Source organism: Arthrobacter sp. ISL-85 (assembly GCF_018613675.1).
In the GTDB taxonomy this organism is placed as follows: Bacteria; Actinomycetota; Actinomycetes; order Actinomycetales; family Micrococcaceae; genus Arthrobacter.
This window is the reverse complement of record NZ_JAGGPQ010000005.1, coordinates 391,731-414,621: the sequence shown is the minus strand read 5'-3', so window position 1 is coordinate 414,621 and position 22,891 is coordinate 391,731. Positions and strand designations below refer to the sequence as shown.

The 22,891-nt window shown below is 66.2% G+C and carries 21 protein-coding genes; 3 read left to right on the top strand and 18 right to left on the bottom strand.

What is annotated here, in order from left to right; translation table 11 throughout:
- Positions 1-40: 40 nt before the first annotated feature.
- Together J7I84_RS04730 and hflX are read right to left on the bottom strand one after the other, a co-directional pair.
- Positions 41-2,101, bottom strand: coding sequence for an ATP-dependent DNA helicase (locus J7I84_RS04730; RefSeq protein WP_214941219.1), 2,061 nt, complete (start codon positions 2,099-2,101; stop codon positions 41-43).
- Positions 2,094-3,674 carry a GTPase HflX gene (hflX, locus tag J7I84_RS04725; protein WP_214941216.1) on the bottom strand — a complete coding sequence of 527 codons (1,581 nt, stop codon included), beginning with the start codon at positions 3,672-3,674 and terminating at the stop codon, positions 2,094-2,096. The genes J7I84_RS04730 and hflX overlap by 8 nt, the downstream gene beginning before the upstream one ends.
- A gap of 436 nt (positions 3,675-4,110) precedes the next feature.
- Here hflX and J7I84_RS04720 point away from each other — a divergent pair, with 436 nt between their 5' ends.
- Positions 4,111-4,734 carry a class I SAM-dependent methyltransferase gene (locus tag J7I84_RS04720; RefSeq protein WP_214941213.1) on the top strand — a complete coding sequence of 208 codons (624 nt, stop codon included), beginning with the start codon at positions 4,111-4,113 and terminating at the stop codon, positions 4,732-4,734.
- On the opposite strand, the gene dapF is transcribed toward J7I84_RS04720, so the two are convergent.
- From dapF to J7I84_RS04690, 6 genes are all read right to left on the bottom strand, one after another.
- The gene (gene dapF, locus J7I84_RS04715) at positions 4,706-5,650 is read right to left on the bottom strand and encodes a diaminopimelate epimerase (protein WP_214941210.1); all 945 of its coding nucleotides are present in this window, start codon (positions 5,648-5,650) and stop codon (positions 4,706-4,708) included. The genes J7I84_RS04720 and dapF overlap by 29 nt on opposite strands.
- Before the next feature lie 44 nt (positions 5,651-5,694).
- Positions 5,695-6,591: a tRNA (adenosine(37)-N6)-dimethylallyltransferase MiaA gene (gene miaA, locus J7I84_RS04710; protein ID WP_214941207.1), complete on the bottom strand. Its 897-nt coding sequence runs from the start codon at positions 6,589-6,591 to the stop codon at positions 5,695-5,697.
- 3 nt (positions 6,592-6,594) lie between these two features.
- The gene (gene miaB, locus J7I84_RS04705) at positions 6,595-8,151 is read right to left on the bottom strand and encodes a tRNA (N6-isopentenyl adenosine(37)-C2)-methylthiotransferase MiaB (protein WP_396020027.1); all 1,557 of its coding nucleotides are present in this window, start codon (positions 8,149-8,151) and stop codon (positions 6,595-6,597) included.
- Between the two features lie 3 nt (positions 8,152-8,154).
- Entirely contained in the window at positions 8,155-8,703 is a 549-nt protein-coding gene (locus tag J7I84_RS04700; RefSeq protein ID WP_311381063.1) for a regulatory protein RecX, read from the bottom strand.
- A gap of 72 nt (positions 8,704-8,775) precedes the next feature.
- Entirely contained in the window at positions 8,776-9,831 is a 1,056-nt protein-coding gene (gene recA, locus J7I84_RS04695) for a recombinase RecA (RefSeq protein WP_214941401.1), read from the bottom strand.
- 226 nt (positions 9,832-10,057) lie between these two features.
- Entirely contained in the window at positions 10,058-10,282 is a 225-nt protein-coding gene (locus J7I84_RS04690; RefSeq protein ID WP_214941201.1) for a DUF3046 domain-containing protein, read from the bottom strand.
- 41 nt (positions 10,283-10,323) lie between these two features.
- Here J7I84_RS04690 and J7I84_RS04685 point away from each other — a divergent pair, with 41 nt between their 5' ends.
- Positions 10,324-10,854: a MarR family winged helix-turn-helix transcriptional regulator gene (locus tag J7I84_RS04685; protein WP_214941198.1), complete on the top strand. Its 531-nt coding sequence runs from the start codon at positions 10,324-10,326 to the stop codon at positions 10,852-10,854.
- Positions 10,855-10,927: 73 nt separating this feature from the next.
- Here J7I84_RS04685 and J7I84_RS04680 read toward each other — a convergent pair whose 3' ends face one another.
- From J7I84_RS04680 to J7I84_RS21435, 7 genes are all read right to left on the bottom strand, one after another.
- The gene (locus J7I84_RS04680; RefSeq protein WP_018771597.1) at positions 10,928-11,380 is read right to left on the bottom strand and encodes a helix-turn-helix domain-containing protein; all 453 of its coding nucleotides are present in this window, start codon (positions 11,378-11,380) and stop codon (positions 10,928-10,930) included.
- A gap of 168 nt (positions 11,381-11,548) precedes the next feature.
- The gene (locus J7I84_RS04675; RefSeq protein WP_214941195.1) at positions 11,549-12,028 is read right to left on the bottom strand and encodes a CinA family protein; all 480 of its coding nucleotides are present in this window, start codon (positions 12,026-12,028) and stop codon (positions 11,549-11,551) included.
- Positions 12,025-12,669, bottom strand: coding sequence for a CDP-diacylglycerol--glycerol-3-phosphate 3-phosphatidyltransferase (gene pgsA / locus J7I84_RS04670; RefSeq protein WP_214941193.1), 645 nt, complete (start codon positions 12,667-12,669; stop codon positions 12,025-12,027). Before pgsA ends, J7I84_RS04675 begins: the two co-directional genes overlap by 4 nt.
- 17 nt (positions 12,670-12,686) lie before the next feature.
- The gene (locus J7I84_RS04665) at positions 12,687-15,581 is read right to left on the bottom strand and encodes a DNA translocase FtsK (protein WP_214941190.1); all 2,895 of its coding nucleotides are present in this window, start codon (positions 15,579-15,581) and stop codon (positions 12,687-12,689) included.
- 136 nt (positions 15,582-15,717) lie between these two features.
- Positions 15,718-17,409, bottom strand: a complete 1,692-nt coding sequence (locus J7I84_RS04660) for a ribonuclease J (protein WP_214941187.1) — start codon at positions 17,407-17,409, stop codon at positions 15,718-15,720.
- 40 nt (positions 17,410-17,449) lie between these two features.
- Positions 17,450-18,358, bottom strand: coding sequence for a 4-hydroxy-tetrahydrodipicolinate synthase (gene dapA / locus J7I84_RS04655; RefSeq protein WP_214941184.1), 909 nt, complete (start codon positions 18,356-18,358; stop codon positions 17,450-17,452).
- 58 nt (positions 18,359-18,416) lie between these two features.
- The gene (locus tag J7I84_RS21435) at positions 18,417-18,869 is read right to left on the bottom strand and encodes a hypothetical protein (RefSeq protein WP_251046033.1); all 453 of its coding nucleotides are present in this window, start codon (positions 18,867-18,869) and stop codon (positions 18,417-18,419) included.
- A gap of 121 nt (positions 18,870-18,990) precedes the next feature.
- Between J7I84_RS21435 and J7I84_RS04645 the strand changes: the two genes are divergently transcribed.
- A complete protein-coding gene (locus J7I84_RS04645; protein WP_214941181.1) occupies positions 18,991-20,226 on the top strand; it encodes a heparan-alpha-glucosaminide N-acetyltransferase domain-containing protein in 1,236 nt (411 codons plus the stop codon).
- A gap of 111 nt (positions 20,227-20,337) precedes the next feature.
- Here the strand turns inward: J7I84_RS04645 and J7I84_RS04640 are convergent, their stop codons facing one another.
- From J7I84_RS04640 to dapB, 3 genes are all read right to left on the bottom strand, one after another.
- The gene (locus tag J7I84_RS04640) at positions 20,338-21,330 is read right to left on the bottom strand and encodes a TM2 domain-containing protein (RefSeq protein WP_214941178.1); all 993 of its coding nucleotides are present in this window, start codon (positions 21,328-21,330) and stop codon (positions 20,338-20,340) included.
- 226 nt (positions 21,331-21,556) lie between these two features.
- A complete protein-coding gene (locus tag J7I84_RS04635) occupies positions 21,557-22,030 on the bottom strand; it encodes a hypothetical protein (protein WP_214941175.1) in 474 nt (157 codons plus the stop codon).
- Between the two features lie 3 nt (positions 22,031-22,033).
- On the bottom strand, positions 22,034-22,804 hold the full coding sequence (gene dapB, locus J7I84_RS04630) for a 4-hydroxy-tetrahydrodipicolinate reductase (RefSeq protein ID WP_214941172.1): 771 nt from the start codon (positions 22,802-22,804) through the stop codon (positions 22,034-22,036).
- Between the last annotated feature and the right edge of the window lie 87 nt (positions 22,805-22,891).

Here is a 22,891-nt window from a genome sequence, read left to right as displayed (position 1 = left end):
TAATGGGCGGCCGCGCGGACTGATCCGGCGGCTGCCGCAGTCAGCCGGACGCGTCCGCACCCAGCCTGGTCAGCGCGGCCAGCGCCTTGGAGCGGTCGGTGGTGGCCCAGAACGGGGGCAGGGCGCCCCGCAGGAAGCCTGCATAGCGCTCAGTGGCCAGGCGCGAGTCCAGGACGGCCACGACGCCCTTGTCCCCTGTCGACCTGATCAACCGGCCGGCCCCCTGGGCCAGCCGGATGGCGGCGTGCGTGGCCGAAACGGACATGAAGCCGTTCCCGCCCGCCTGCGCCACCGCACGCGAACGAGCCGTCATCAGTGGATCATCCGGCCGCGGGAACGGGATGCGGTCGATCACCACCAGCCGGCAGGATCCGCCAGGAACATCGACGCCCTGCCACAGGGACATGGTTCCGAAAAGGCAGGTGTCCGGTTCATCGGCGAACTGCTTGACCAAGGCAGTCATGGTCGATTCGCCCTGGCAGAGGACAGTCATATCGAGTTTGGGCCGGAGGGCGTCGGCAGCCTCTTCGGCGGCCCGCCGCGAGGAGAACAGGCACAAGGCTCCCCCACCGGATGCTTTGATCAGCGCTTCAAGTTCTGCCAGTGCCTCCGGGGAAACGCCGCGGCCGGGCTTGGGCAGGTGGCCGGCGACGTAGAGGATGCCCTGTTTCGGGTAGTCGAAGGGCGAACCCACATCCACGCCGGTCCAGCTGGGGGCACCGTCGCCGATCAGGCCCAGCCCCCCGGCCGCGGGTTCAAAGGCGGAACCGATGGCCAGGGTGGCGGAGGTCAGCACTACGGTATGGTCGGCGAAGAGCCCTTCCCGCAGCCTGCCGGCCACGGACAGCGGGGCAATGTTGATCAGGACCGGCGCATCGTCATCCGCCTGCGAGTAACCCTGGCCGGGATCGAAGGTGCTGGCCCGTGAGAACCACACCACTTCCCGGTTTTCGCGGGCGGCGATCAGCCGCTCGCACAGTTCCAGGATGAGCATGAGGCGGGAACGGGCCAGCTGCCGGCCGCCGTCGGCTGTGGTGTTGCTGTCCCCTTTGGAGTCTGACAACGCAGCGCGGCACGCTTCACGCAGCTGGTCCACGCAGTCCAGCTGTTCATCGTTCAGGCCGTTGGGAAGAAGGCCGTTCGGCGCGCCGGCAAGGGCCAGCTCAAGGTTGGCGGCTGCGGCGTTCAGGGCATCAACGGTGATGGCGGTATGTTTCCGGGCGCCTGAAGCGGCGGCATGGACCATTGCCACGGACAACTGCCCGGACACGGCTCCTGTAACCCGGTCCTGCAATTCGTGCGCCTCATCCACCACCACGACGTCGTATTCAGGCAGGACCGCGAGGCCCTCGAACGCACTGACAGCCAGCATGGCGTGGTTGGTCACTACCACATCGGCCTCGGCAGCGTCCTGCCGCGCGAGCTCGCTGAAGCATTCCGCGGCCATGGGGCATTTTTGGGCCCCAAGGCATTCCATCGAGGTCACGGAAACCTGGCGCCAGGCACGGTCGGTCACGCCGGGCAGGAGCTCGTCCCGGTCGCCCGTGGCTGTCTTCTCCGCCCACTCGCGGAGCCGCACCACTTCCTTGCCAAGCTGCGACGACGGTCCGCCCACGGAAGCGGCGAAATGCGGAACACTGGTGTCCTCTCCCAGGGAGAAGAGCTGTCCTTCGGACGGTTCCTCTGACGGGAAGCCGCCCTCGAGCTTGTGGCGGCACGCGTAGTTGGACCTCCCTTTGACCAGGGCAACCTTGACGGGCCTTTCCAGCGCAGGCGTGATGTTCTTCAAGAGCCGGGGCAGGTCCCTGCCCACAATCTGGGTCTGCAGTGCCAGCGTGGCCGTGGACACCAGGGCCGGCTTGTTGCTTTCCAGGGCATGGGCAATAAGCGGCACCAGGTAGGCCAGCGACTTGCCGGTACCGGTGCCGGCCTGGACCAACAGATGGTTGCCTGTTTCGATGGCCCGGGCCACCTGGCGGGCCATTTCGTGTTGTCCGGTGCGGCTTTGTCCGCCCATGCCGGCAACGGCGCGGTCGAGCAGTTCGATAACGAACTGCTCGCCCGCCGTCTGCGCAGCTTCACCGGCAGCAAGGTCAGTCATTGACGACGAATGGTTCCAGTTCGGACGCCAGGCCCTCCCGGACCATCACTGCAGCGCGGGTGCCTGCCTCAACGTGGTCAAGGGTGAGGATTTCGGCGTCGGACTCATGGAGCTTGCTGAGCAGGTCTCCGCGGTCGTACGGGATGAGCAGCTCCATCTTGACCGATGGCCGCGGAATGGACTCGCTGATGGCCTTCAGGAGTTCGGGAATGCCCTCGCCTGTCCGGGCCGAGACCACCACGTGCCGCGGCTCGCGTTGCTTCAGCCGCTCCACCACGAAGGGGTCGGCTGCATCGGCCTTGTTCAACACGATGATTTCGGGCACCTTGCGGGCATCGACTTCGCTGAAGACCTTCCGGACCGCAGCGATCTGCCCTTCGGGATCAGGGTGCGAAACGTCCACCACGTGCAGGATCAGGTCCGAATCCGCCACCTCTTCGAGGGTGGAACGGAAAGCTTCCACGAGCTGGGTGGGCAGCGAACGGACGAATCCTACGGTGTCAGCCAGCGTGTACCCCAGCCCGTCAGCGGTTTCCGCCTTGCGGACGGTGGGATCCAGCGTGGCGAACAGCGCGTTCTCCACGAGGACTCCCGCGTCCGTGAGCCGGTTGAGCAGCGAGGACTTTCCGGCGTTGGTGTACCCGGCGATAGCCACCGAGGGCACTTCATTACGACGGCGGTTGGCCCGCTTGGTCTCGCGTGCCGGCTTCATTGCCGCAATTTCACGCCGCAGCTTTGCCATGCGGGTACGGATCCGGCGCCGGTCCAGTTCGATCTTGGTTTCACCGGGACCGCGGGAGCCCATGCCGGCGGCGGCGCCGCCCACCTGGCCACCGGCCTGGCGGGACATGGACTCGCCCCAGCCGCGCAGGCGGGGAAGCAGGTATTCCAGCTGCGCGAGTTCCACCTGCGCCTTGCCTTCGCGGCTCTTGGCATGCTGGGCGAAGATATCCAGGATCAGGGCGGTGCGGTCAATGACCTTGACTTTGACGATGTCTTCAAGGCCACGGCGCTGGGAAGGCGCCAGTTCGGCGTCCACCACCACGGTGTCCGCACCCGTGGACATGACGATGTCCCTCAACTCAAGGGCTTTGCCGGAACCCAGGAAGGTCCCCGGGTCCGGCTTGTCACGGCGCTGCACCAACCCGTCAAGCACCTCTGAACCGGCAGTTTCGGCCAGGGCGGCCAGCTCACGCAGTGAGTTTTCGGCGTCGGCAAGGGTTCCTTCGGACCAGATCCCGGCCAGGACAACGCGCTCCAGGCGCAGCTGGCGGTATTCGACCTCGGTGACGTCTTCGAGCTCGGTGGACAAGCCTGCCCTCCGGCGCAGGGCGCGCCGTTCCTCGAGGTCCTGCTGGTCGCCGTCGTACGTTGAGTGTTCCTCGTCAAGGCGGGAAATGGCCTGTGCCTTGCCGAGCACCGCTTTTCCATTGCCGCCGCCTTCACCACCGGACGTGCTGACATTCTTGGCCGGTACGTCCTTGGCGAGGATCCGGTCGATGACAGCCTGGATCTCCTGCGGACTCATGTCCTGGGCGGCTGGATCGGAACCGGTGTTGGGCTGGCTGGTCATGGTCTCCTTTGAAGATTCGGCAATTCCAGAATAGTGCTGATTGGCTGGAAGGTGGAAAGTATTCGCGCTGGGCTGACGGCCTGCGGTCATGCAGTTCTCCTGGGTAGTTTCGCCGCCGGCTGCGATGCCGGGGCTCGAATGCCGCGTCAGGACGGCGGCAGGGCTGAATAAGGCCGGAGAATGGCGGGAAGCGCAGCAGGGGGCTGACTTTCGAGTATTGTCCGGCAACCGGGTCAGACGTACGGTCTGGCCGGTGCACCAGCGGAAGGTACGGGAACCTGCGTCGCTGCGGGACGGGCTGTCACTTGAGGACAGGCTGCGGGACGGGCGTGGCCCGTTCCGGCTACTCGAAGATCAGGAACATGCCTTCCAGCCTAGCAGAGGGCCTCCTGGCCGGTTTCCCATTACGCTGCAGGGGGAACTAATCTGGCCAGTTATGGAGTCCGCTCACTATTTCAGCACGTCCCCTGCCGGCCCCTTTACCCGGAAGCCCCTGACAGTGGACCTGGCCGGTGAGACCCGACGGCTCCACACCTCCGGGGGCATCTTCAGCCCGGACGGAATCGACAAGGGCACCGCGGTGCTCTTGGCCGAAGTTCCGGCCCCACACCCCAAGGGCAACCTCCTGGATATCGGGTGCGGCTGGGGCCCGGTGGCGCTGACCATGGCCCTGCTGGCCCCTGAATCAAAGGTCTATGCGGTGGACGTCAACGAACGCTGCGTCACCCTGACCAACGAGAACGCCGCAGCACTGAGGCTGTCCAACGTCGTCGCCAGCACGCCCCGGGACGTGGACCCCGGCATCCGCTTTGACACCATCTGGTCCAACCCGCCCATCAGGATCGGCAAGGACGAGCTGCATGCCCTGCTCAAAGTGTGGCTGCCGCGCCTGGCAGAGGGCGGGACCGCGTGGCTGGTGGTACAGAAGAACCTTGGCTCTGATTCCCTTCAGCGCTGGCTGGCTGCCGAACTGGACAGTTCCTTCACAGTGACCCGCGAGGCCACGTCAAAGTCCTTCCGGATCCTGAAGGTCAGGAAAGCGTCCCGCTCGCCACAATGACGGCCGGGCCGCTGAGCTCCACATGTTCGTGGCCGCCGGGGCCGGCAAAGAACTTCACACCCACTACTCCGCCCGGGACGTGGACCTGCCAGGCGTCGGGGGCTTCGGCCCCGGCCCAGTGCCTGATGGCGACGGCGGCAGCACAGGCACCGGTCCCGCAGGACTGGGTCTCCCCCACTCCACGCTCGTGCACGCGCATGGTGACGGACCCCACGCCGTCCTGGACCAGGGGTTCTGCGGGAACCACGAATTCGACGTTGGTCCCGTTCTCAGGTACCGGATCAACGGTCGGCGCGGTGAAGAGCCGGGTGCCCGTGAGCTCCGAAAGTTCGGCGAGGGCCACCACAGTGTGCGGGTTACCCATGCTGACGGAGATGGCCGGCCGGGGAACCTCCAGCCCGTCGGCGGTGACAAGGGAATCCATGGCCTTGGCGCTGGCTTCACCGGGAAAGATGAATTCCCAGGGTCCCATGTCCACCGCGTACCCGTCGCCGGTCCGGACCACGGTCTTGACGCCGCCGCGCGTGCCAATGGTGAGCGATCCGCCGTCGGGCAGGTCAATCAGGCCCTCGGCCCTCAGGAACTGGACGAATACCCTGACGCCGTTGCCGCACATTTCGGACAGCGAGCCGTCGGCGTTGCGGTAATCCATGAACCATTCCGCGTCCGGGGCATCTGCCAGCAGTTCACGGCCCTCCGGGAGGAAGCGGGACGGGACGGCCCTGATCAGGCCATCAGCCCCGATCCCACGGTGCCGGTCGCAGAGTGCGGCGGCCTGGTCCGCGCCGAAGACGTGCGTCCCCTCGGGATCGGCGACCAGGACGAAGTCGTTGCCGGTGCCGTGCCCCTTGGAAAAGCGGAGCCCGCTCAGTGTGCGCAGGGCGGGCCTTGTCATTTCGGTGGGGGTAGCATTCATGATTCCAAGCGTAGCGGCGGATGCTGCCGGTCCTGAAACCGCAGCTAACGGCACAACTCCACTGCCTTGGCTGTGAGTTCCGGATCCTGCCAGTCGAGCCAGGCGATGCGGGGGTCTGCGCGGAACCAGGTCAACTGGCGGCGGGCAAATTGCCGCGTAGCCACGATGGTTTCCTCTACTGCGTCCTGCATCGTTGAGGCGCCGTCCGCGACCCGCAGGAACTGTGAGTAGCCCAGGGCACGTGACGCGGTTTTGCCGCGGCGGAGGCCGCGGGCGTCAAGCATCCGGACCTCGTCCAGCAGCCCGGCGTCCACCATCCGGTGCACGCGCGCCGCCAGCCGCTCCCGCAGGACCCCGCGGTCCACGTCGAGGCCCACCTGGACGGCCTGCTGGTAATACTCGCGGCGGGGCATGAAGGAGCTGAAGGGCCGCCCGGTGAGCTCCTGGACCTCCAGGGCACGGATGATCCGCCGCGCATCGGAAACCCTGTCCGCGGAGATGGGATCCACCGTCCGGAGCCTGGCCAGGAGCGCCCCCGTGCCAAGTTCCGCGTGCTCCGCCTCAAGCCTTGCGCGCAGCACGGGGTCCGTGCCCGGGAACTCAAGGACGTCCAGGGCAGCCCGAACGTACAGCCCGGAGCCGCCGGCCAGGATGGCGCGCTTGCCGCGGGCATGGATGTCATCAATGGTGCCGCGGGCCTGGTGCTGGAAGTCGGAGACGCTGGCTTCCTGAGTCACGTCCAGGATGTCCAGGAGGTGGTGCGGCACTCCCCTGCGCTCGGCCACCGTGATCTTCGCAGTCCCGATGTCCATACCTCGGTAGAACTGCATGGCATCCGCGTTGATGACCTCGCCGTCCAGCTTGAGGGCAAGGTTCACTGCAAGGTCGGACTTGCCGGAGCCGGTGGGACCGACGACGGCGATGACGGGCGGGGCAGCCACCTGTCAGCGGGTGCGCAGCGGCAGTGAGGGCATGCCGAGCGAGACGCCCTTCCGTTCCCCTCCGGAACCGGGGACTGGTGCTCCGCAGGAGTCGGCCTGGGACCTGTCCCACGCGTCCCCCGCCCGTGACCGGCGAAGGCTGTAGTCCTCAAGCGTCGGATCGGAGACCAGGTGGAAAGCCGCTGCCTCGGTAATGGTGACAGTGACGAGGTCCCCGGGCCTGGGGGCGGGAGCACCCTGCGGGACCGAGAAGTGGACCAGCCGCTGGTCCTGCGACCGGCCGGACAGCCGGTGGGTTTCCTCCGACTTCCGCCCGGACTGCGCGGTCACCATGACCTCGAGCCGGCGGCCAAGCTGCTTCCGGTTTTCCTCCGCGGCGATTCGGTCCTGCAGGGCGGTAAGGCGCTCGAAGCGTTCCTGGACCACGGCCTTGGGCAGCTGGTCGGGGAGGTCGGCGGCGGGTGTGCCGGGGCGCTTCGAGTACTGGAACGTGAAGGCGGTGGCAAAGCGGGACTTTTCCACCACGTCCAGGGTGGCTTGGAAGTCTTCTTCCGTTTCGCCCGGGAATCCCACGATGATGTCGGTGGAGATGGCGGCGTGCGGAATCTTGTCCCGGACCTTGTCCAGGATGCCCAGGAACTTGGTGGACCGGTAGGACCGCTTCATGGCCTGGAGGATGCGGTCCGACCCGGATTGCAGCGGCATGTGGAGCTGCGGCATCACGTTGGGCGTCTCCGCCATGGCGTCGATGACGTCATCGGTGAAAGCCGCCGGGTGTGGGCTGGTGAAGCGGACGCGTTCCAGCCCCTCGATCTCCCCGCATGCACGCAGGAGTTTGGAAAAGGCCTGCCGGTCCCCGAACTCGACCCCGTAAGAGTTGACGTTCTGGCCGAGCAGGGTGACTTCGATGGCGCCGTCGTCCACGAGTGCCTGGATCTCGGCGAGAATCTCCCCGGGCCGGCGGTCTTTTTCCTTGCCACGGAGGGCCGGCACGATGCAGAAGGTGCAGGTGTTGTTGCAACCTACGGAGATGGACACCCAGCCGGAGTAGACGGAGTCGCGTTTGGTGGGCAGCGTGGAAGGGAAGACGTCCAGGGATTCAAGGATCTCCAGCTGCGCTTCATTGTTGTGCCGCGCCCGGTCCAGGAGGGCAGGCAGGGCACCAACGTTGTGGGTGCCGAAGACTGCGTCCACCCACGGCGCCTTCTTGAGGATGGTCTCGCGGTCCTTTTGCGCCAGGCAACCGCCCACGGCGATCTGCATGCCGGGGTTGGCCGCCTTCACGGGGGCCAGGATGCCCAGGTTGCCGTACAGCTTGTTGTCTGCGTTTTCCCGGACCGCGCAGGTGTTGAAGACCACGACGTCGGCGTGCTCGCCCTCCGCCGGAACGTAGCCCGCGGCCTCGAGCAGGCCGGACATCCGCTCCGAGTCGTGGACGTTCATTTGGCAGCCGAAGGTGCGCACCTGATAGGTGCGGGGCAACGCTCCGGTTTGCGGCACGGCCCCTGCTTCGACGGAAGGGGTGGCGTCGGATTGGGGGGAAGGAATGGTCAAACTCACCCGTTAAGGGTACCGGCTTTGCAGCCGGCCGCTGTCGGGGCCCTGCTGGGAATCGAGGACCTCGTTGACGATCCGGAACGCCTGCGAGGGCTGGTAGCCCTTTCTCGCCAGCATGGAAGCCAACCGCCGGACGGCCTTGTCCCGGTCCCCCGGACCGGACAGATCCGTCCCGGGCCGAAGCTTGCGCTCCACCAGGGCGCGCGCAGCGGCTTCCTCGTCAGCGTCGGTCAGTTGTTCCAGCGCTGAAGCGGCAGTCTCCTGGTCGATGCCCTTTTCAGCGAGCTCACGCCTGAGGGCACCCTTGGCGAGCTTGCGGGACTGGGCGCGGCTCCTGACCCACATGTCCGCAAACTCGGCGTCATTGATCAAGCGGACGTCCTGGAACTTGTCCAGCACTGCCTCGGCGACGTGTTCGGGGATGTTCCGTTCCGCCAGCTTCCGGGCAAGCTGCAGCCTGCTCTTGGGCGCCACCGTCAGCTGCCGGTACACGATGGTCTGCGCAACCGTGAACGGGTCCGGTTCGGCGTCCGCGGCGTGCGGGTCCTCAGGCACGCCGAACCCGTCCGACGGCCCCGTTGAAGGGGTGCCGGAACGGGCCCGCCGTGTTCGTGGTCCGGTCAAGGGCTAGAACCCGTCGACGGCTTTCAGCTTTGGCGTGTCCTTGGACCCGTCTTCGGCAGGTTTGACTCCGACGCCAAGCTTTTCCTTGATGAGGCGCTCCAGCTCGGCCGCCAGCTCGGGGTTGTCGCGGAGGAACCTGCGCGAGTTTTCCATGCCCTGGCCCAGCTGGTCACCGTCGTAGGTGAACCAGGAGCCCGACTTCTTGATGATGCCGTGCTCCACGCCCATATCGATGATGCCGCCTTCGCGGGAGATGCCCTGGCCATAGATGATGTCGAACTCGGCCACCTTGAAAGGCGGAGCCATCTTGTTCTTGACGATCTTGGCCTTGGTCCGGTTGCCGACCGAATCGGCGCCTTCCTTGAGGGTCTGGATCCGCCGGACGTCGATGCGGACCGACGCGTAGAACTTAAGGGCCTTACCACCGGTGGTGGTTTCCGGGGAACCGAAGAAGACGCCAATCTTTTCACGGAGCTGGTTGATGAAGATGGCGGTGGTCTTGGTCTGGCTCAGGCGGCCGGTGATCTTACGCAGGGCCTGGCTCATGAGCCGCGCCTGGAGGCCGACGTGGCTGTCACCCATGTCGCCTTCGATTTCGGCTCGCGGCACCAGGGCGGCGACGGAGTCGATGACGACGATGTCCAGCGAGCCGGAGCCGACCAGCATGTCCATGATCTCCAGGGCCTGCTCGCCGGTGTCCGGCTGGGAGACGAGGAGGGCATCTGTGTCCACGCCCAGTTTGGCGGCGTAGTCCGGGTCAAGGGCGTGCTCGGCGTCGATGAAGGCGGCGATCCCGCCGGCGCGCTGGGCACTTGCTACAGCATGCAGGGCGACGGTGGTCTTACCCGAGGATTCAGGACCGTAGATTTCGATGACGCGGCCGCGCGGGAGCCCGCCAATGCCAAGGGCGACGTCCAGTGCGATGGAGCCGGTGGGGATGACTTCGATCGGCGCACGGACTTCATCGCCCAGGCGCATGACCGAGCCCTTGCCGAACTGCTTGTCAATCTGGGCAAGCGCTGCTTCCAGCGCTTTTGCACGATCCGGGGCTGCCGCCATGGTTGACACCTCTAATGCTTTCTCGATGGTGGCCTTCGCGGCCGTTGTATTGGTCATCTCTGACGCTAAGGGGACCCACTGACATTCCGGCTGGAGGACAACGGCTATGTGGATAAACCCGATAGAAAAAGCATAGCGTTATCCGAACAGGTATTCGAAGAGTGGAGCTCCTGCGGCGTGTCAGGCGGCAGGGTCCCGGCCGGCCGAACCAGCACGGGCACCGCTGCTAATCGCGGCGTGGGGCGATGTCGCGGCCAAGCCGCCGTTCCGCCGGAACGTCCTGGACGTCGCAGACCGCAAGCCAGACCCTGCGCGGCTCGACACCCGCGGCCAGGGCCTGGTCAGCGGTGCGCCCGCCGACGCCGGCAAGAACCAGGGTACTGCTCAGCACGCGGGAGTACCCTGTGCCGAACTCGTCATCCATGAGACGCCAGTACTCGCTGATTCGCATCGGTAAATCCTCTCATGAGTGGGGACCCTAGAATTATTGCCATGAGCAACTCCCCGGATCTCCCGCCGTGGCAGGACACAGGCAATGACGCCGCCGACACCGCGCTGCAGAATGTCGAACACCAGATCAGCCTCTTTTGGCGGCGGGCCCGGGCCATTTCCAACCAACTCTCGCGCGAAGTCCATCCCGACATGGAGCCTGCCGCGTACGGGCTGTTGACGGTGATCCGCCGGGAAGGACCCATCCGGCTGACCGAGCTTGCGATGAACATCGGAGTGGGCAAGCCGTCGGTCAGCCGGCAGATTGCCTTCCTGGAAAGCCTGGGGCTGGTATCGAAGGAAGCGGACCCACTGGACCGCCGGGCCCAGTCCATCCGGCTGACGCCAAAGGGCGAAGAGAAGATGCACCAGGTCCAGGACGCCCGGCGCCAGGTCTTCCAGGAGCGGCTGCGCGAGTGGCCGGTGGAGGAGCTGCAGGAACTGGCCCGCTGCATGGCCAAGCTGAACTCCACCTATGAGCGTGACGGGTTCCCCAGGGAAGCCGCAGAGGCATCCCCCGTAGAGGAGGGCTAGGAAACAGCAGGAAGCCCCCGGCGCGGCCGGGGGCTTCCTGCTTTCCAAGGCCCATCCTCGGGTGGAGGTACCTTTACCGGGCGCCGGAGAGGAGGCCCGTGGAGAGTTCGTCGTTCAGTTCAGTGTTGAGGTCGCGTTCCAGGTCACGGCCGTAGCGCTGGGAGAATTCCTGCGGAACGGTGTCCGGAACTGCGACGCCTTCGGCTACGGCCACGCGGTCACTGACCTCGCGGAGCATGCTTGACAACGGAACATCCAGTGCCGAGCAGATCGAGGACAGAAGCTCTGACGAGGCTTCCTTCTGGCCGCGCTCCACTTCGCTGAGGTATCCCAGGGAGACACGGGCACTGTGCGAAACTTCACGGAGCGTGCGCCCCTGACGCTGGCGGACATCGCGCAGGACATCACCAATTTCGTGACGAAGTACAACCATCTTGCGCTCCTTCTGTTCGCTCTTAGCCTGTTCGGCGAGGCCCACATCCTTCCAGCGGACAACGCCGTTCACGGATACGGGCTGCTTTACCATCTGTATCGCCTTGCTCCCTCTTTGGTCGGGTCCGCCGCCGGCGGACCCGTCTTGGTCATTTCATCCTAGGCGCCTCCGCTCTCCGGAAGCGACACAATGTAATAACTAATCGGTACCGGCTTTTGTTCCCGGTAACTTTACGCGCGGTAACTTCGCGCCCCGCAAAGGTCAGCCGGACAAGGCCTCGAGGAGTCTTTCCAGGGCCGCCCCGCAGGCAGCGGCCCGGATGTCCGGCCGGCTGCCGGTGAAGGTGTACTCGAACCCGGCGGTTCCGGCAGCGGTGGCAATTCCGATATAGACCCGGCCCACGGGCTTGCCGTCGTGGGCCTCGGGACCGGCGACGCCCGTGGTGGAAAGCCCGACGTCGGCGCCGAGGACAGTACGCGCCCCGGCAGCCATGGCACGGGCTACGTCGGGGTCGACGGAGCCGGCACGGGCCAGCAGGTCGGCGGGCACGTGCAGCACCGCATCCTTCACGGAGTTCTGGTAGGCCACCACGCCGCCCTGCAGCATGCCGGATGCTCCGGGCGTATCGGCCAGGACCGCGGAAACCATGCCGGCCGTCAATGATTCCGCCGTGGCGACGGTCTGCCCGGACTCGAGCGCTTGCCTGACGGCCTGGGCGGCCAGTTGATGAAGGTTGCTCACGCTTGTTCCCGCCCTTCCACGGTCCCTGCCTGGCGCTTGCCGTTGGCACGCAGCCGCAGCGCTTCAACCACGTATTCGACGCCAGTCCACAGCGTGATGGCCACGGCGGCCATCATGACGGCGAACGCCACCCAGGACATCCATGGAGCGAATGCCGCGAAAGGCAGCAGGTACAGGAAGATCGCCGCGGTCTGCACAACGGTCTTGAGCTTGCCGCCGCGGGAGGCGGGGATGACGCCGTAGCGGATCACGAAGAAGCGCAGGGCAGTGATGCCCCATTCCCGCACCAGGATCACGACGGTTGCCCACCAGGGGAGCTCACCCAGCAGGGACAGCATCACAAGCGCTGAGCCGATAAGGAGCTTGTCGGCGATGGGGTCGGCGATCTTGCCGAAGTCGGTGACGAGGTTCCGGCTCCTGGCGATGTCGCCGTCGAGCTTGTCCGTGTAGATGGCGACGGCGAACGCCGCCACCGCTGCCCATCGCCACGGTCCGGAGACGCTGTGCAGCCCGGGAGCATCCGCCACGAGGAACCAAACGAAAAACGGGACCAGCGCGATGCGGATCATGGTCAGGACGTTGGGAAGGTTCCAGACCCCGGCACGGCCTCGGCCGGCGGCGGTTGCATCGGTGCTAGTCACGTTTCTAGGCTACCGGGCTAGCGCCCGGTGAGGGACCAGGCGTCCTCGGAGCCGTCGTCGTCATCGCCGTACCCGCCGGGAGCGGAATCCGAACCGTCGTAATATTCAACGTTCTGCTTCCGTTGGTCCAGGTCGGCGGCCACCAGGTCCTCGGCATAGCCGCCCTGGGCGATGTTGGCGTTGGCGTTGTCGCTGAGCGCGGCGGTCTGCGAGTCAGGCGCCGCGGGAGCTTCCTGGCCCTTCATTGCCGCGAGGACAGCGGCAAGGTCGTCCGGCTTGACCAGGACATCGCGGGCTTTGGAGCCCTCGGAGGGCCCCACCACTCCCCTGGATTCGAGCAGGTCCATCAGGCGCCCGGCCTTGGCGAAGCCGACGCGCAGCTTGCGCTGCAGCATGGACGTTGAACCGAACTGCGTGGTGACCACCAGTTCGGTGGCCTGCAGGAGCACCTCGAGGTCGTCGCCGATGTCGTCGTCGATCTGCTTCTTTTCCGCCTCGGGAGCGACGTCGTCACGGTAGACGGCCTGCAGTTGGCCCTTGACATGCTCCACGACCTTGTGGATTTCCGACTCCGTGACCCAGGCGCCCTGGACGCGCATTGCCTTGGAGGCGCCCATGGGCAGGAAGAGCGCGTCACCCTGGCCGATGAGCTTTTCGGCGCCGGGCTGGTCCAGGACCACGCGGGAGTCGGTGACGGAGGAGGTGGCGAAGGCCATGCGGGAGGGCACGTTGGCCTTGATCAGGCCGGTGACCACATCCACGGACGGCCGCTGGGTGGCCAGCACCAGGTGGATGCCCGCGGCACGGGCAAGCTGGGTAATGCGGACAATGGAGTCTTCCACGTCGCGCGGGGCCACCATCATCAGGTCAGCGAGTTCATCGACGATCACCAGGAGGTACGGGTACGGCCGGATGACGCGCTTGGAACCCTCGGGCGGGATGACCTTGCCGGCCCGCACCGCCTTGTTGAAGTCGTCGATGTGCTTGAAGCCGTAGTTGGCGAGGTCGTCGTAGCGGGCGTCCATTTCACGCACCACCCACTGCAGCGCTTCGGCGGCCTTCTTGGGGTTGGTGATGATCGGCGTGATGAGGTGCGGGACGCCCTCGTAGGCGGTCAGTTCCACACGCTTGGGGTCCACCATGACCATGCGCACCTCGTCGGGGGTGGCGCGCATCAGGATGGAGGTGATCATCGAGTTCACGAAGGATGACTTACCGGCACCGGTGGCACCGGCCACCAGCAGGTGCGGCATCTTGGCCAGGTTGGCCACCACGTAGCCGCCCTCAACGTCCTTGCCCACGCCCATGACCATCGGGTGGTCGGTGCGCCGGGCGTTCTGGCTGCGGAGCACATCGCCCAGGGAGACGGTCTCGCGGTCCGTGTTGGGGATCTCGATGCCGATTGCCGACTTGCCGGGGATGGGGCTAAGGATGCGGACGTCGCTGGACGCCACCGCGTACGAGATGTTCTTGGACAGCGCCGTGACACGCTCCACCTTGGTGCCGGGCGAGAGTTCGATCTCGTACCGGGTGACGGTGGGACCGCGGCTGAAACCGGTCACGGTGGCATCGACGTTGAACTGCGTGAGGGTGTCGGTCAGGGCAGCGACGACGGCGTCGTTGGCTTCGGTGCGCTCCTTCGGGATGGACCCCGGGGTCAGGTAGTCCGATGCCGGCAGGGTGTATGTGACATCGCCGGCGAGGGACAGCTGCTCCGTGCGCTGCGGGATGGGTACGGGCGGCGGCGCGGGTGCCACCGGGTTCGAAGGCACGGTAGGTGCGGCGGCTGCTGGCTTCCCCGGAGCGGCCGCGCCGGGGATCACCAGCGGGATGGCCTCGGTGGCGTTGTCCGGCGCTGCCGCGTGGGAGCCGGCGCCCAGGCCCTGGGCTGCCTTGATCTTTTCGACGGCGATCTCCGCCTGGGTGGGCCGCCGCACGCCTGGTGCGGGGCGTGCGGGTTCGCGCTCGTCGTCGTCGATGACGGCGTGTTCGAAGGCCTCGTCGCCTACGTAGCCCTCAAGGCCTGCCTCTGGCTCTTCGTTCTTCCCAAAAAGCCTGCGCTTCTTCTTCCTGGGTGCGGCGGGGGCCGCGCGCTCAAGGTAGCTGCGGTCGTGGACGTCGCCGGCGTGATCCTGGTCCATCAGGTCGATGCCCATGAGGTGCTCGTAGGCACCGCGAAGGCGGCGCGGAATGGCCGTGAACGGGGTGGCCGTGATGATCAGCAGTGAGACAAAGGCGAGCAGGCCGTAGAGGGCCACGGGCACGGCGGGATGGATGGCGGCCAGCGGTGTGGCGGCCAGGAAGCCGAGCATGCCGCCGGCTTTGCGGAGGCCGTTGAAGCCGTCGGCCACGGTGGGCTGGCCGCCCAGGATGTGCGCCATCCCGCAGCCGGCGAACGTCATGATCAGGAAGCCGATGCCCACCCTGTTGTTGCCCCGGCCATCGGAAGGCTTCCGGAACAACCGGAAGGCACAGACGAAAAGCATGAGCGGAAGCAGCAGGGAAATCCAGCCGAAGGTGCCGTTCACCACGGCGTAGACGGCGTCCGGGAACCAGCCCGTCAGCCCCCACCAGGCGAACGTGGCGATGAAGACCCCCAGCGCCAGGTTGAACAGCGCGGCGCCGTCGCGGCGGTCCCCGGCAGGAAGGTCACTGACATCGTGGCCGATGCGGCGCACTCCCCCGCCCACCACATGGCCAATTCCCAGCCAGGCTCCGCCCACCACTCGCAACAGCCAGGGCTCGTGGTGTTCGACGGCGGGAAGCTGGCGGGTGCGGGCGGTAGTGGATGAGCCGCCGCGCCCTGCCTTGCCGGCGGTGGAGCCGGTTCCGCGGCCGGTGGAGCTCCCGGGTTTGCTGCCGGAGCTGCCCCTGCCGGTACCTTTGGGCGCGGAAGTAGTACGTGTGGCCATAGTAGCCACGCTACCGGAAGCATGCTGTGATTCCGGGGATATCGGGGCCGGGACGGTCCCCAACCGCGGCTAAATGCGTCCGGCCCGCACTCCTGCCTGCAACGGGAGAACGGGCCGGAGCCGGCGGCAAGGACGGTCAGGCCTCGAGCACCACCGGGATGATCATGGGCTTGCGGCGCAGCTTGCGGTTGACCCACGTGCCCGCAACCCGGCGGACCACCTGCTGGAGCTGGTGGCTGGTGTGGTCGGCGTGGTTCTGGACTGCCTCTTCCAGTGCCGCATTGATCTTGGGGATGATGTCGTCGAACACCGAATCATCCTCGGCAACGCCGCGGGCATGGATTTCGGGCCCGGACACCACCTTGCCGGTGGCGCGGTGGACCACCGTGATGATCGAGATAAAGCCTTCGTCGCCCAGGATACGGCGGTCCTTGAGGTCCGCGTCAGTGATTTCACCCACGCTGGAGCCGTCGACGTAGATAAAGCCGACCTCCACCTGGCCCACAATGTCTGCCTGGTGGTCACGAAGGTCGATGACCGTGCCGTTGTCCGCGAGGATGACGCTGGCGTCCGGGACACCGGACTCGATGGCGATCTTGCCGTTGGCGATCAGGTGGCGGGTTTCGCCGTGCACGGGCATCGCGTTGAGCGGCTCGAGGATGTTGTAGCAGTAGAGGAGTTCGCCGGCCGCTGCGTGCCCCGAGACGTGGACCTTGGCGTTGCCCTTGTGGATGACGTCGGCGCCCAGCTTGAGGAGGCCGTTGATGATCCGGAATACCGCATTTTCGTTGCCGGGAATAAGGCTGGAGGCCAGGATGACGGTATCGCCGTCGCCCACCACCACCCGGTGGTCGCCGTTAGCCATCCGGGACAGGGCGGCCATGGGCTCGCCCTGGGAGCCGGTGGACATGAGTACCACGCGATTGTCCGGCAGGTTGTCGATGTTCTTGATATCCACAACGAGCCCGGCCGGGACGTCCAGGTAACCCAGTTTTTCCGCGATGGCCATATTGCGGACCATGGAGCGGCCCACGAAGGCAACCTTGCGGTTGTGCTTGGCCGCGGCATCGAGGACCTGCTGCACGCGGTGCACGTGGGACGAGAAGGACGCCACGATGATGCGCTTGGTGGCCTGCCCGAAAAGCCGCTCCAGCGTGGGGCCGATTTCCTTCTCGGCGGTGGTGAATCCGGGCACGTCAGCGTTGGTGGAGTCGGACATGAAGAGGTCCACGCCCTCTTCACCGAGTTTGGCGAAGTGCCGAAGGTCGGTGATGCGTCCGTCCAGCGGCAGCTGGTCCATCTTGAAGTCGCCGGTGTGCAGGACCGTGCCGCCGGCGGTACGGATGAACACGGCGAGGGCGTCCGGGATGGAGTGGTTGACGGCGACGAACTCGCATTCGAACGGCCCGAATTTCTCCACCTGGCCCTCTTCGACCGTTAGCGTGTACGGCCGGATGCGGTGTTCCTGCAGCTTCGCCTCGATCAGGGCGAGGGTCAGCTGCGATCCCACCAGCGGGATGTCGTTGCGGAGGCGCAGCAGGTAGGGCACTGCGCCGATGTGGTCCTCGTGGCCGTGCGTGAGGACCACGGCCACGACGTCGTCCATCCGGTCCTCGATGTAGGAGAAGTCCGGCAGGATCAGGTCAACGCCGGGCTGGGTCTCCTCAGGGAAGAGGACGCCGCAGTCCACGATGAGCAGTTTGCCGTCGATTTCGAACACGGCCATGTTCCGGCCGATCTCCCCCAGCCCGCCAAGCGGGACGATCCGCAGGGTGCCCTGGGGCAGTCGTGGAGGTGTAACAAGGCCGGTAAGGGCAGTTTGGGTCATAGTGCACTTCTTTCCAGGCGGAAGGATGCTGGTCTTAGCCTCAGGAGAAGACCAGCCCAGCTTCCGCCAAATCCCCGCGGATGGTTTCGATCTCGGCTTCGTCCGGCTCCACGAGGGGCAAACGGACAATCGAGTTGGGCAGGACTCCCTGCCATTTAAGAATCTGTTTGGCCGCCACGGCGCCCTGGACGCGGGTCATGGTTGCGCGCACCACAGGCTGCAGCTCGAAGTTGATCTTGCGTGCAGTCCCAAGGTCGTTGGCGTTCACGGCGTCGATGAGCTCACGGAAGCGGCGGGTGGCAACGTGGGTGGTGACACCGACAAGGCCGACGGCGCCCAGCGCCATCCAGGGAAGGGTCAGCCCGTCATCGCCCGAGTAGAACAGGAGGTCGGTTTCCGCCATGACGCGCGTGGCTGCAGTGAGATCCGCCTTGGCGTCCTTGACGGCGACGATGTTGGGGTGCTGTGCCAGCCGGATCATGGTGTCGGCTTCGATCGGGATGGAGGAGCGGCCGGGGATGTCGTAGAGCATGACGGGTACGTCCACGGCGGAGGCGATGGTCTCGAAGTGGGCGCGGACGCCGGCCTGGCTGGGCTTGTTGTAGTACGGGGTCACCAGGAGGAGGCCGTCGACGCCGAGGGCAGCTGCCTGCTGGGAAAGGTGGACCGAGTGCGCGGTGTCGTTGGTGCCGGTACCGGCAATGATGGCCGCCCGGCCGCCCACGGCGTCTTTGACGGCGCGGAACATACCGAGGTTCTCTTCGTCCGTCAGCGTGGAGGTCTCGCCGGTGGTGCCGGTGACCACCAGGCCGTCACAGCCGTCGTCGACCAGCTTGCTGGCCAGCGCTGCCGCCTGATCGTAATCCACTGCGCCGTCCTTGGTGAACGGCGTGACCATGGCGGTCAGGAGGGTACCGAGGGCAGGGATGTGCGCGGAAGAGTCAGCCATGGAAAAAACGTTACCCTGTCCCTGGCTGGTTAGGACAATGCCACGGGCGTGACGAGCGTCAAATACTGCGCCGCCCTGGCCGTGGCGCGTCCACTCCGGCATGGCAATAGCGGCCGAGAGCGGACTGCCGGAGGCCCTCTGCCCAGGATGCGAGCCGCTGCGCCGCCCGCACGTAGTGGAACAACTCCGTGGGCGTCAGGGCGTCGAGATCCGTTTCCGCAAGCCGGCGCGCCAGTTCCGCTCCCTCCGGCTGGGCAGCAAGGCTGATGCCTTCCCGCTCCCACGCGACATCCTCGGCCGGCCGCCCGGAGACAAGCTGGCGGAACAGGTAGTCCACGACTCCCGGGCTCATAGCCCTCAGCGGCCCCGCTGCGGCGTCAGGATCTCCAGGTGGACGGCCGGCCGGGCTGGGTCCGTCCGACAGGCTCCCCGGCTGCAGGTTTCCCGGCTGCAGGTTTCCCGGCTGCCGGCGCCCCTGGGGTGCGGGCGCTCCCGATGATGTCATCTCCATACAGCCATGCTATTCGAACATATATTCGAATACAAGGCCCGCGGTCCCTCGACCTCAGCCTCGAGCACTGTCGTTCCCTGCTTGGCAGCAAGGCCGCCACTGCATGTGAGACGATCTGCTCATGACGTCCCGAACCCCGGCCACCCGGTCCCGCAAGGCCCCGGGCCGGCAACAACCGGGACGCCTTCGGGGAATCGACGCGGCCCGGGGCTTGGCGCTGCTGGGCATGATGGCCACCCACCTGCTGCCGACGTTCGAATCGAATGCAAACCTCACGCCAACCTGGATCGGCCTCACCTTCTCAGGGCGGGCCGCAGCTCTCTTCGCCGTGTTGGCCGGCGTTGGACTTGCCCTGTCCACCGGCAAGAACAAGCCGTTCGACGGCACCGAACTCTCCGCGGCCCGTCGGGGCGTGGCGCTGCGCGCCCTGGTGATTGCCGCCGTCGGACTTACCTTGGGCGGCCTGGAAGTGAATGTGGCCATTATCCTGGTCCACTACGCCGTGCTGTTCCAGTGCATCCTCCCCTTCCTGGGGCTTGGCGCGAAGCCGCTGTGCGCATGGGCTGCTGGCTGGATCCTTGCCGCGCCGGTGCTGGCATACCTGTTGCGGCCCTGGTTGCTTGCCCCTGAACCACCCCTGAAGCTGGGCCACAACCCAAGCTGGGAAGACCTGGGAACGCCTTTCCGGCTGCTCGCGGACGTTTTCTTCACCGGTTACTACCCTGTGTTCCAGTGGCTGTCCTACCTGCTGGTGGGGCTCGCGATCGGCCGCCTGGTCCTCGCCAAGGCGCTGGTCCCCGTGCTGTTGCTGGTGGGCGGAACGGTGGTGGCCGTGGCGGCCAAGACCCTGGGTACCGCGGCTATGGAGGACTGGGGCGGCCGGGCAGCGCTGGAGAAGGCCCTCAATTCACCGGGTTACCCGCTGGGCAGCGTTCTGCAGGTGAACCTGACCGGCATTTCCCAAGAGGGATCGTGGTGGTGGCTGGCGTCGGCCGCACCGCATTCGGCCACTCCGCTTGACCTGCTGCACACCTCAGCTGTGGCGGCGGCCGTCATCGGCGCATGCCTGCTCCTGGGGCGCCTCGCTGAGTGGGTGGACCTGGACCTGCTGCTGCCGCTGCGGGGAGCCGGCGCCATGACGCTGACCCTGTACACCATCCACGTCTGGGTGGTGTCCGGCTTCTACCTGAAGCCCCTGCCCGCCGGCTGGACCGAGGACGGGATGTTCTTTGCCCAGGCTGCCGCCGCCATCACTGTCGGCATTGTCTTTGCCCGGCTGTCGTGGCGCGGCCCCCTGGAGTGGGCAGGCCATGCGGCGAGCCTGGTGGGCCGGGGCGGCCTCAAGGCCTTGTCCTGACACGGGTTTTGGACCTGGCCTGCGGGCGTCACCTGGAATGAAAAGGAACCCGTGGCCCACCACAAGGTGGGCCACGGGTTCCTTCCTTTATCCGGGTGCCTGCGTGGCCTGCTAGTGCGGAGTCAGCGTGAAGGTGGCCGTCTTGTCGCCATAGTCATCGTTGACAACAACCTGGACAGGCCCCTTCGTCACGTCAAACGCGATGACGCCCTGGCGCAGGTCGCCGGCACCTACCTCATCAGAGGGCAGGGCCCCCAGCCCATCGTCCAGGTAGACCAGTTCACCCTCTTTGCCCTCGGCGTCATAGACCTTGAAATTCGATGGGCTGGAGAAGCTGCTTCCGGTCAGCGTCTCCCACGAAACCTTGACCGCCAGGAAACCGCCATTCTTCGGCTGCATGTAGGTCATGCCGGGTATTTCGGCCGTGTAAATGGAGTCGAGGACGCTAACCTTCACCGTGTTGCCTTCAGACACCGTGGCCACGAAAGAGTTTGCACCGGAACCGCCCGGCGTGGTTCCACCCGGCGGGGCGGAACCGCCCAGTGTGGATCCATTTGACGGGGCGGGCGCAGCCTGGGAGGCCGACGGAAGCTGGGGAGCCGCCGTGATCTTTCGGTGCTCAAGGGCGGCAGCGACCATGGCCATGGACATGATGGTCAGCAGGATTCCGGTGATAATGCTCACGAGCCAGACGACGCCGGTGATGATCCAGGCCTTCTTTTTGTTCTCCGGGTAGCCCGCCAGCGGGCGCCCATCCTTGTCCCTGGTGTTTCCCGTCAATGTCACGACCAAATCCACGATGGCCCAGATGCCAAGGCCGCCGGCCGTCAGCAGTTTGGCGACGCCGGAGCCGATCTTGCCAAGGTAGAAGCGGTCCGCACCGAATGTACCCAGCAGGAGCGACAGGATCCAGGTGGTCATAAAGGACTTCCGCGGCCCGCCGGCGGAGGGAGCACTGCCGTGGGGCCCCGGGTGGTATTCCGCCTGCGGGCCTGTGGGGTACTGCCCGCCAAAGGTGGGCTGTGCCCCAAACGTGGACGGTGGCGGAATTGGCGGAGCGGCAGGTCCGCTCTGCGGCGGGCGGGGGAAATTCGGGTGGCTCATGGATGGTCCTTCTGTCCAGGGATGCGGCTGCCCGGGATCGTTGCCCGAGGAGCCGCTGAACCACGCCCATGGCATGGACACCGCCAACCTCATGCTTTCCCCCAAAGCTAAAGAGTTTTACTGAATGAACCTACCGGGGGCGGCACAGAACTGCGATGGGCAGAAATGCCCATCGCAGGAAGCCAGCCACGGCGAAGCCTGGAACAAGCCTCGCGAAGGACCGGTTCTAGGACGCGGTGGTGTAAAGCCTCATGGCGTCACGCATGGATGCCCGCGCACGTTTGCGGTCCCCGGCGGCATCGTAGGCGCAGCTCAACCGGAACCAGGAACGCCAGTCGTCGGGAGCTGCCTCGGCTTCGGCCCGGTATTTTTCGAACTCGGCATCCGCTGCGGCCCGGACTATGCGGCCGCCCGGCGTGCGTGGGAGTTCGTCCACCGGAAGGCCGCCTTCAGCCTCGAGGACCTTGGCCATCTGTTCTGTGCGGGCACCGAACATCAGCTCGCGAATCAAAGCCCAGGCGCCAACAATGGGCAACACCAGGTAGGCGGCGCCGATGGCCTTGGCGGTCAGGTTGCTGTCCGTCAGGAGCAGGAGGGAGCGCTGGAAGGACACCACCAGGTAGAAGACCAGCAACAGCGTTACCGCGCCCACCCAGATCTTGGTTCGGTTCATCCGGAAGCCGGCAAGGAAACTGTTCAAGGCCTAGAGCCCCAAATCCAGGTAACCGTCCAGGCCGACGGTCAGGCCCGGGTGTGCCGCGACGTTACGTACGCCCAGGAGCACCCCCGGCATGAACGAGGCGCGGTCGAAGGAATCGTGGCGGAAGGTCAGCTGCTCACCGGGGCCGCCCAGCAGCACTTCCTGGTGTGCAACGAGGCCGCGGAGCCGGACGCTGTGGACCCGTACGCCGTCCACTTCACAGCCGCGCGCCCCCCCACGTTCGCTGGTGGTTGCATCGGGGCTGGGCGGAACGTGCGCTGCACGGCGTTCGGCGGCGATCAGCTCTGCGGTACGGACCGCGGTCCCGGAAGGAGCGTCCACCTTGTCCGGATGGTGCAACTCGATGATCTCCACCGACTCGAAGTACTTGGACGCCCTCGCAGCGAAGGCCGAGGCCAGCACCGAGCCGAGGGCGAAGTTGGGTGCGATGAGCACGCCGGTGTCCGGGTGCCCTGCCAGCAGGGACTCCAGCGCGGACAGCCGCCCCGCGTCCCAGCCCGTGGTTCCCACCACGGCGTGGATGCCATGCTCGACGGCGAAGCGGACGTTCGCTTCGGTGCTTTCGGGAACCGTCAGGTCCACCATGTACCGGGCACCTGAGGCTTGCAGCTGCTCCAGCGAGTCACCCCGTCCCAGGGCTGCGACGAGCTTCATGTCGGGCGCGGCATCGATGGCCTTGACGGCCTCGGCACCCATGCGTCCATTGGCGCCAAGGACGGCCACCAGCTTGGGAACGGAGTGTTGTTCGGTCATGGCATTAACCCTACCGGCGCCGGTGGTGGGTGCAGGAACCGGGCCGCCTGCATTACCTCGCAATCCGGAGAACCGCCCGGCCGGTGC

Bases quoted from the DNA above. Each gene is read 5' to 3' on its own strand.
- J7I84_RS04730 (WP_214941219.1), bottom strand. From the start codon at position 2,101: ATGACTGACCTTGCTGCCGGTGAAGCTGCGCAGACGGCGGGCGAGCAG.
- hflX (WP_214941216.1), bottom strand. From the start codon at position 3,674: ATGACCAGCCAGCCCAACACCGGTTCCGATCCAGCCGCCCAGGACATG.
- J7I84_RS04720 (WP_214941213.1), top strand. From the start codon at position 4,111: ATGGAGTCCGCTCACTATTTCAGCACGTCCCCTGCCGGCCCCTTTACC.
- dapF (WP_214941210.1), bottom strand. From the start codon at position 5,650: ATGAATGCTACCCCCACCGAAATGACAAGGCCCGCCCTGCGCACACTG.
- recA (WP_214941401.1), bottom strand. From the start codon at position 9,831: ATGGCGGCAGCCCCGGATCGTGCAAAAGCGCTGGAAGCAGCGCTTGCC.
- J7I84_RS04690 (WP_214941201.1), bottom strand. From the start codon at position 10,282: ATGCGAATCAGCGAGTACTGGCGTCTCATGGATGACGAGTTCGGCACA.
- J7I84_RS04685 (WP_214941198.1), top strand. From the start codon at position 10,324: ATGAGCAACTCCCCGGATCTCCCGCCGTGGCAGGACACAGGCAATGAC.
- J7I84_RS04680 (WP_018771597.1), bottom strand. From the start codon at position 11,380: ATGGTAAAGCAGCCCGTATCCGTGAACGGCGTTGTCCGCTGGAAGGAT.
- J7I84_RS04665 (WP_214941190.1), bottom strand. From the start codon at position 15,581: ATGGCCACACGTACTACTTCCGCGCCCAAAGGTACCGGCAGGGGCAGC.
- J7I84_RS04660 (WP_214941187.1), bottom strand. From the start codon at position 17,409: ATGACCCAAACTGCCCTTACCGGCCTTGTTACACCTCCACGACTGCCC.
- dapA (WP_214941184.1), bottom strand. From the start codon at position 18,358: ATGGCTGACTCTTCCGCGCACATCCCTGCCCTCGGTACCCTCCTGACC.
- J7I84_RS21435 (WP_251046033.1), bottom strand. From the start codon at position 18,869: ATGGAGATGACATCATCGGGAGCGCCCGCACCCCAGGGGCGCCGGCAG.
- J7I84_RS04645 (WP_214941181.1), top strand. From the start codon at position 18,991: ATGACGTCCCGAACCCCGGCCACCCGGTCCCGCAAGGCCCCGGGCCGG.
- J7I84_RS04640 (WP_214941178.1), bottom strand. From the start codon at position 21,330: ATGAGCCACCCGAATTTCCCCCGCCCGCCGCAGAGCGGACCTGCCGCT.
- dapB (WP_214941172.1), bottom strand. From the start codon at position 22,804: ATGACCGAACAACACTCCGTTCCCAAGCTGGTGGCCGTCCTTGGCGCC.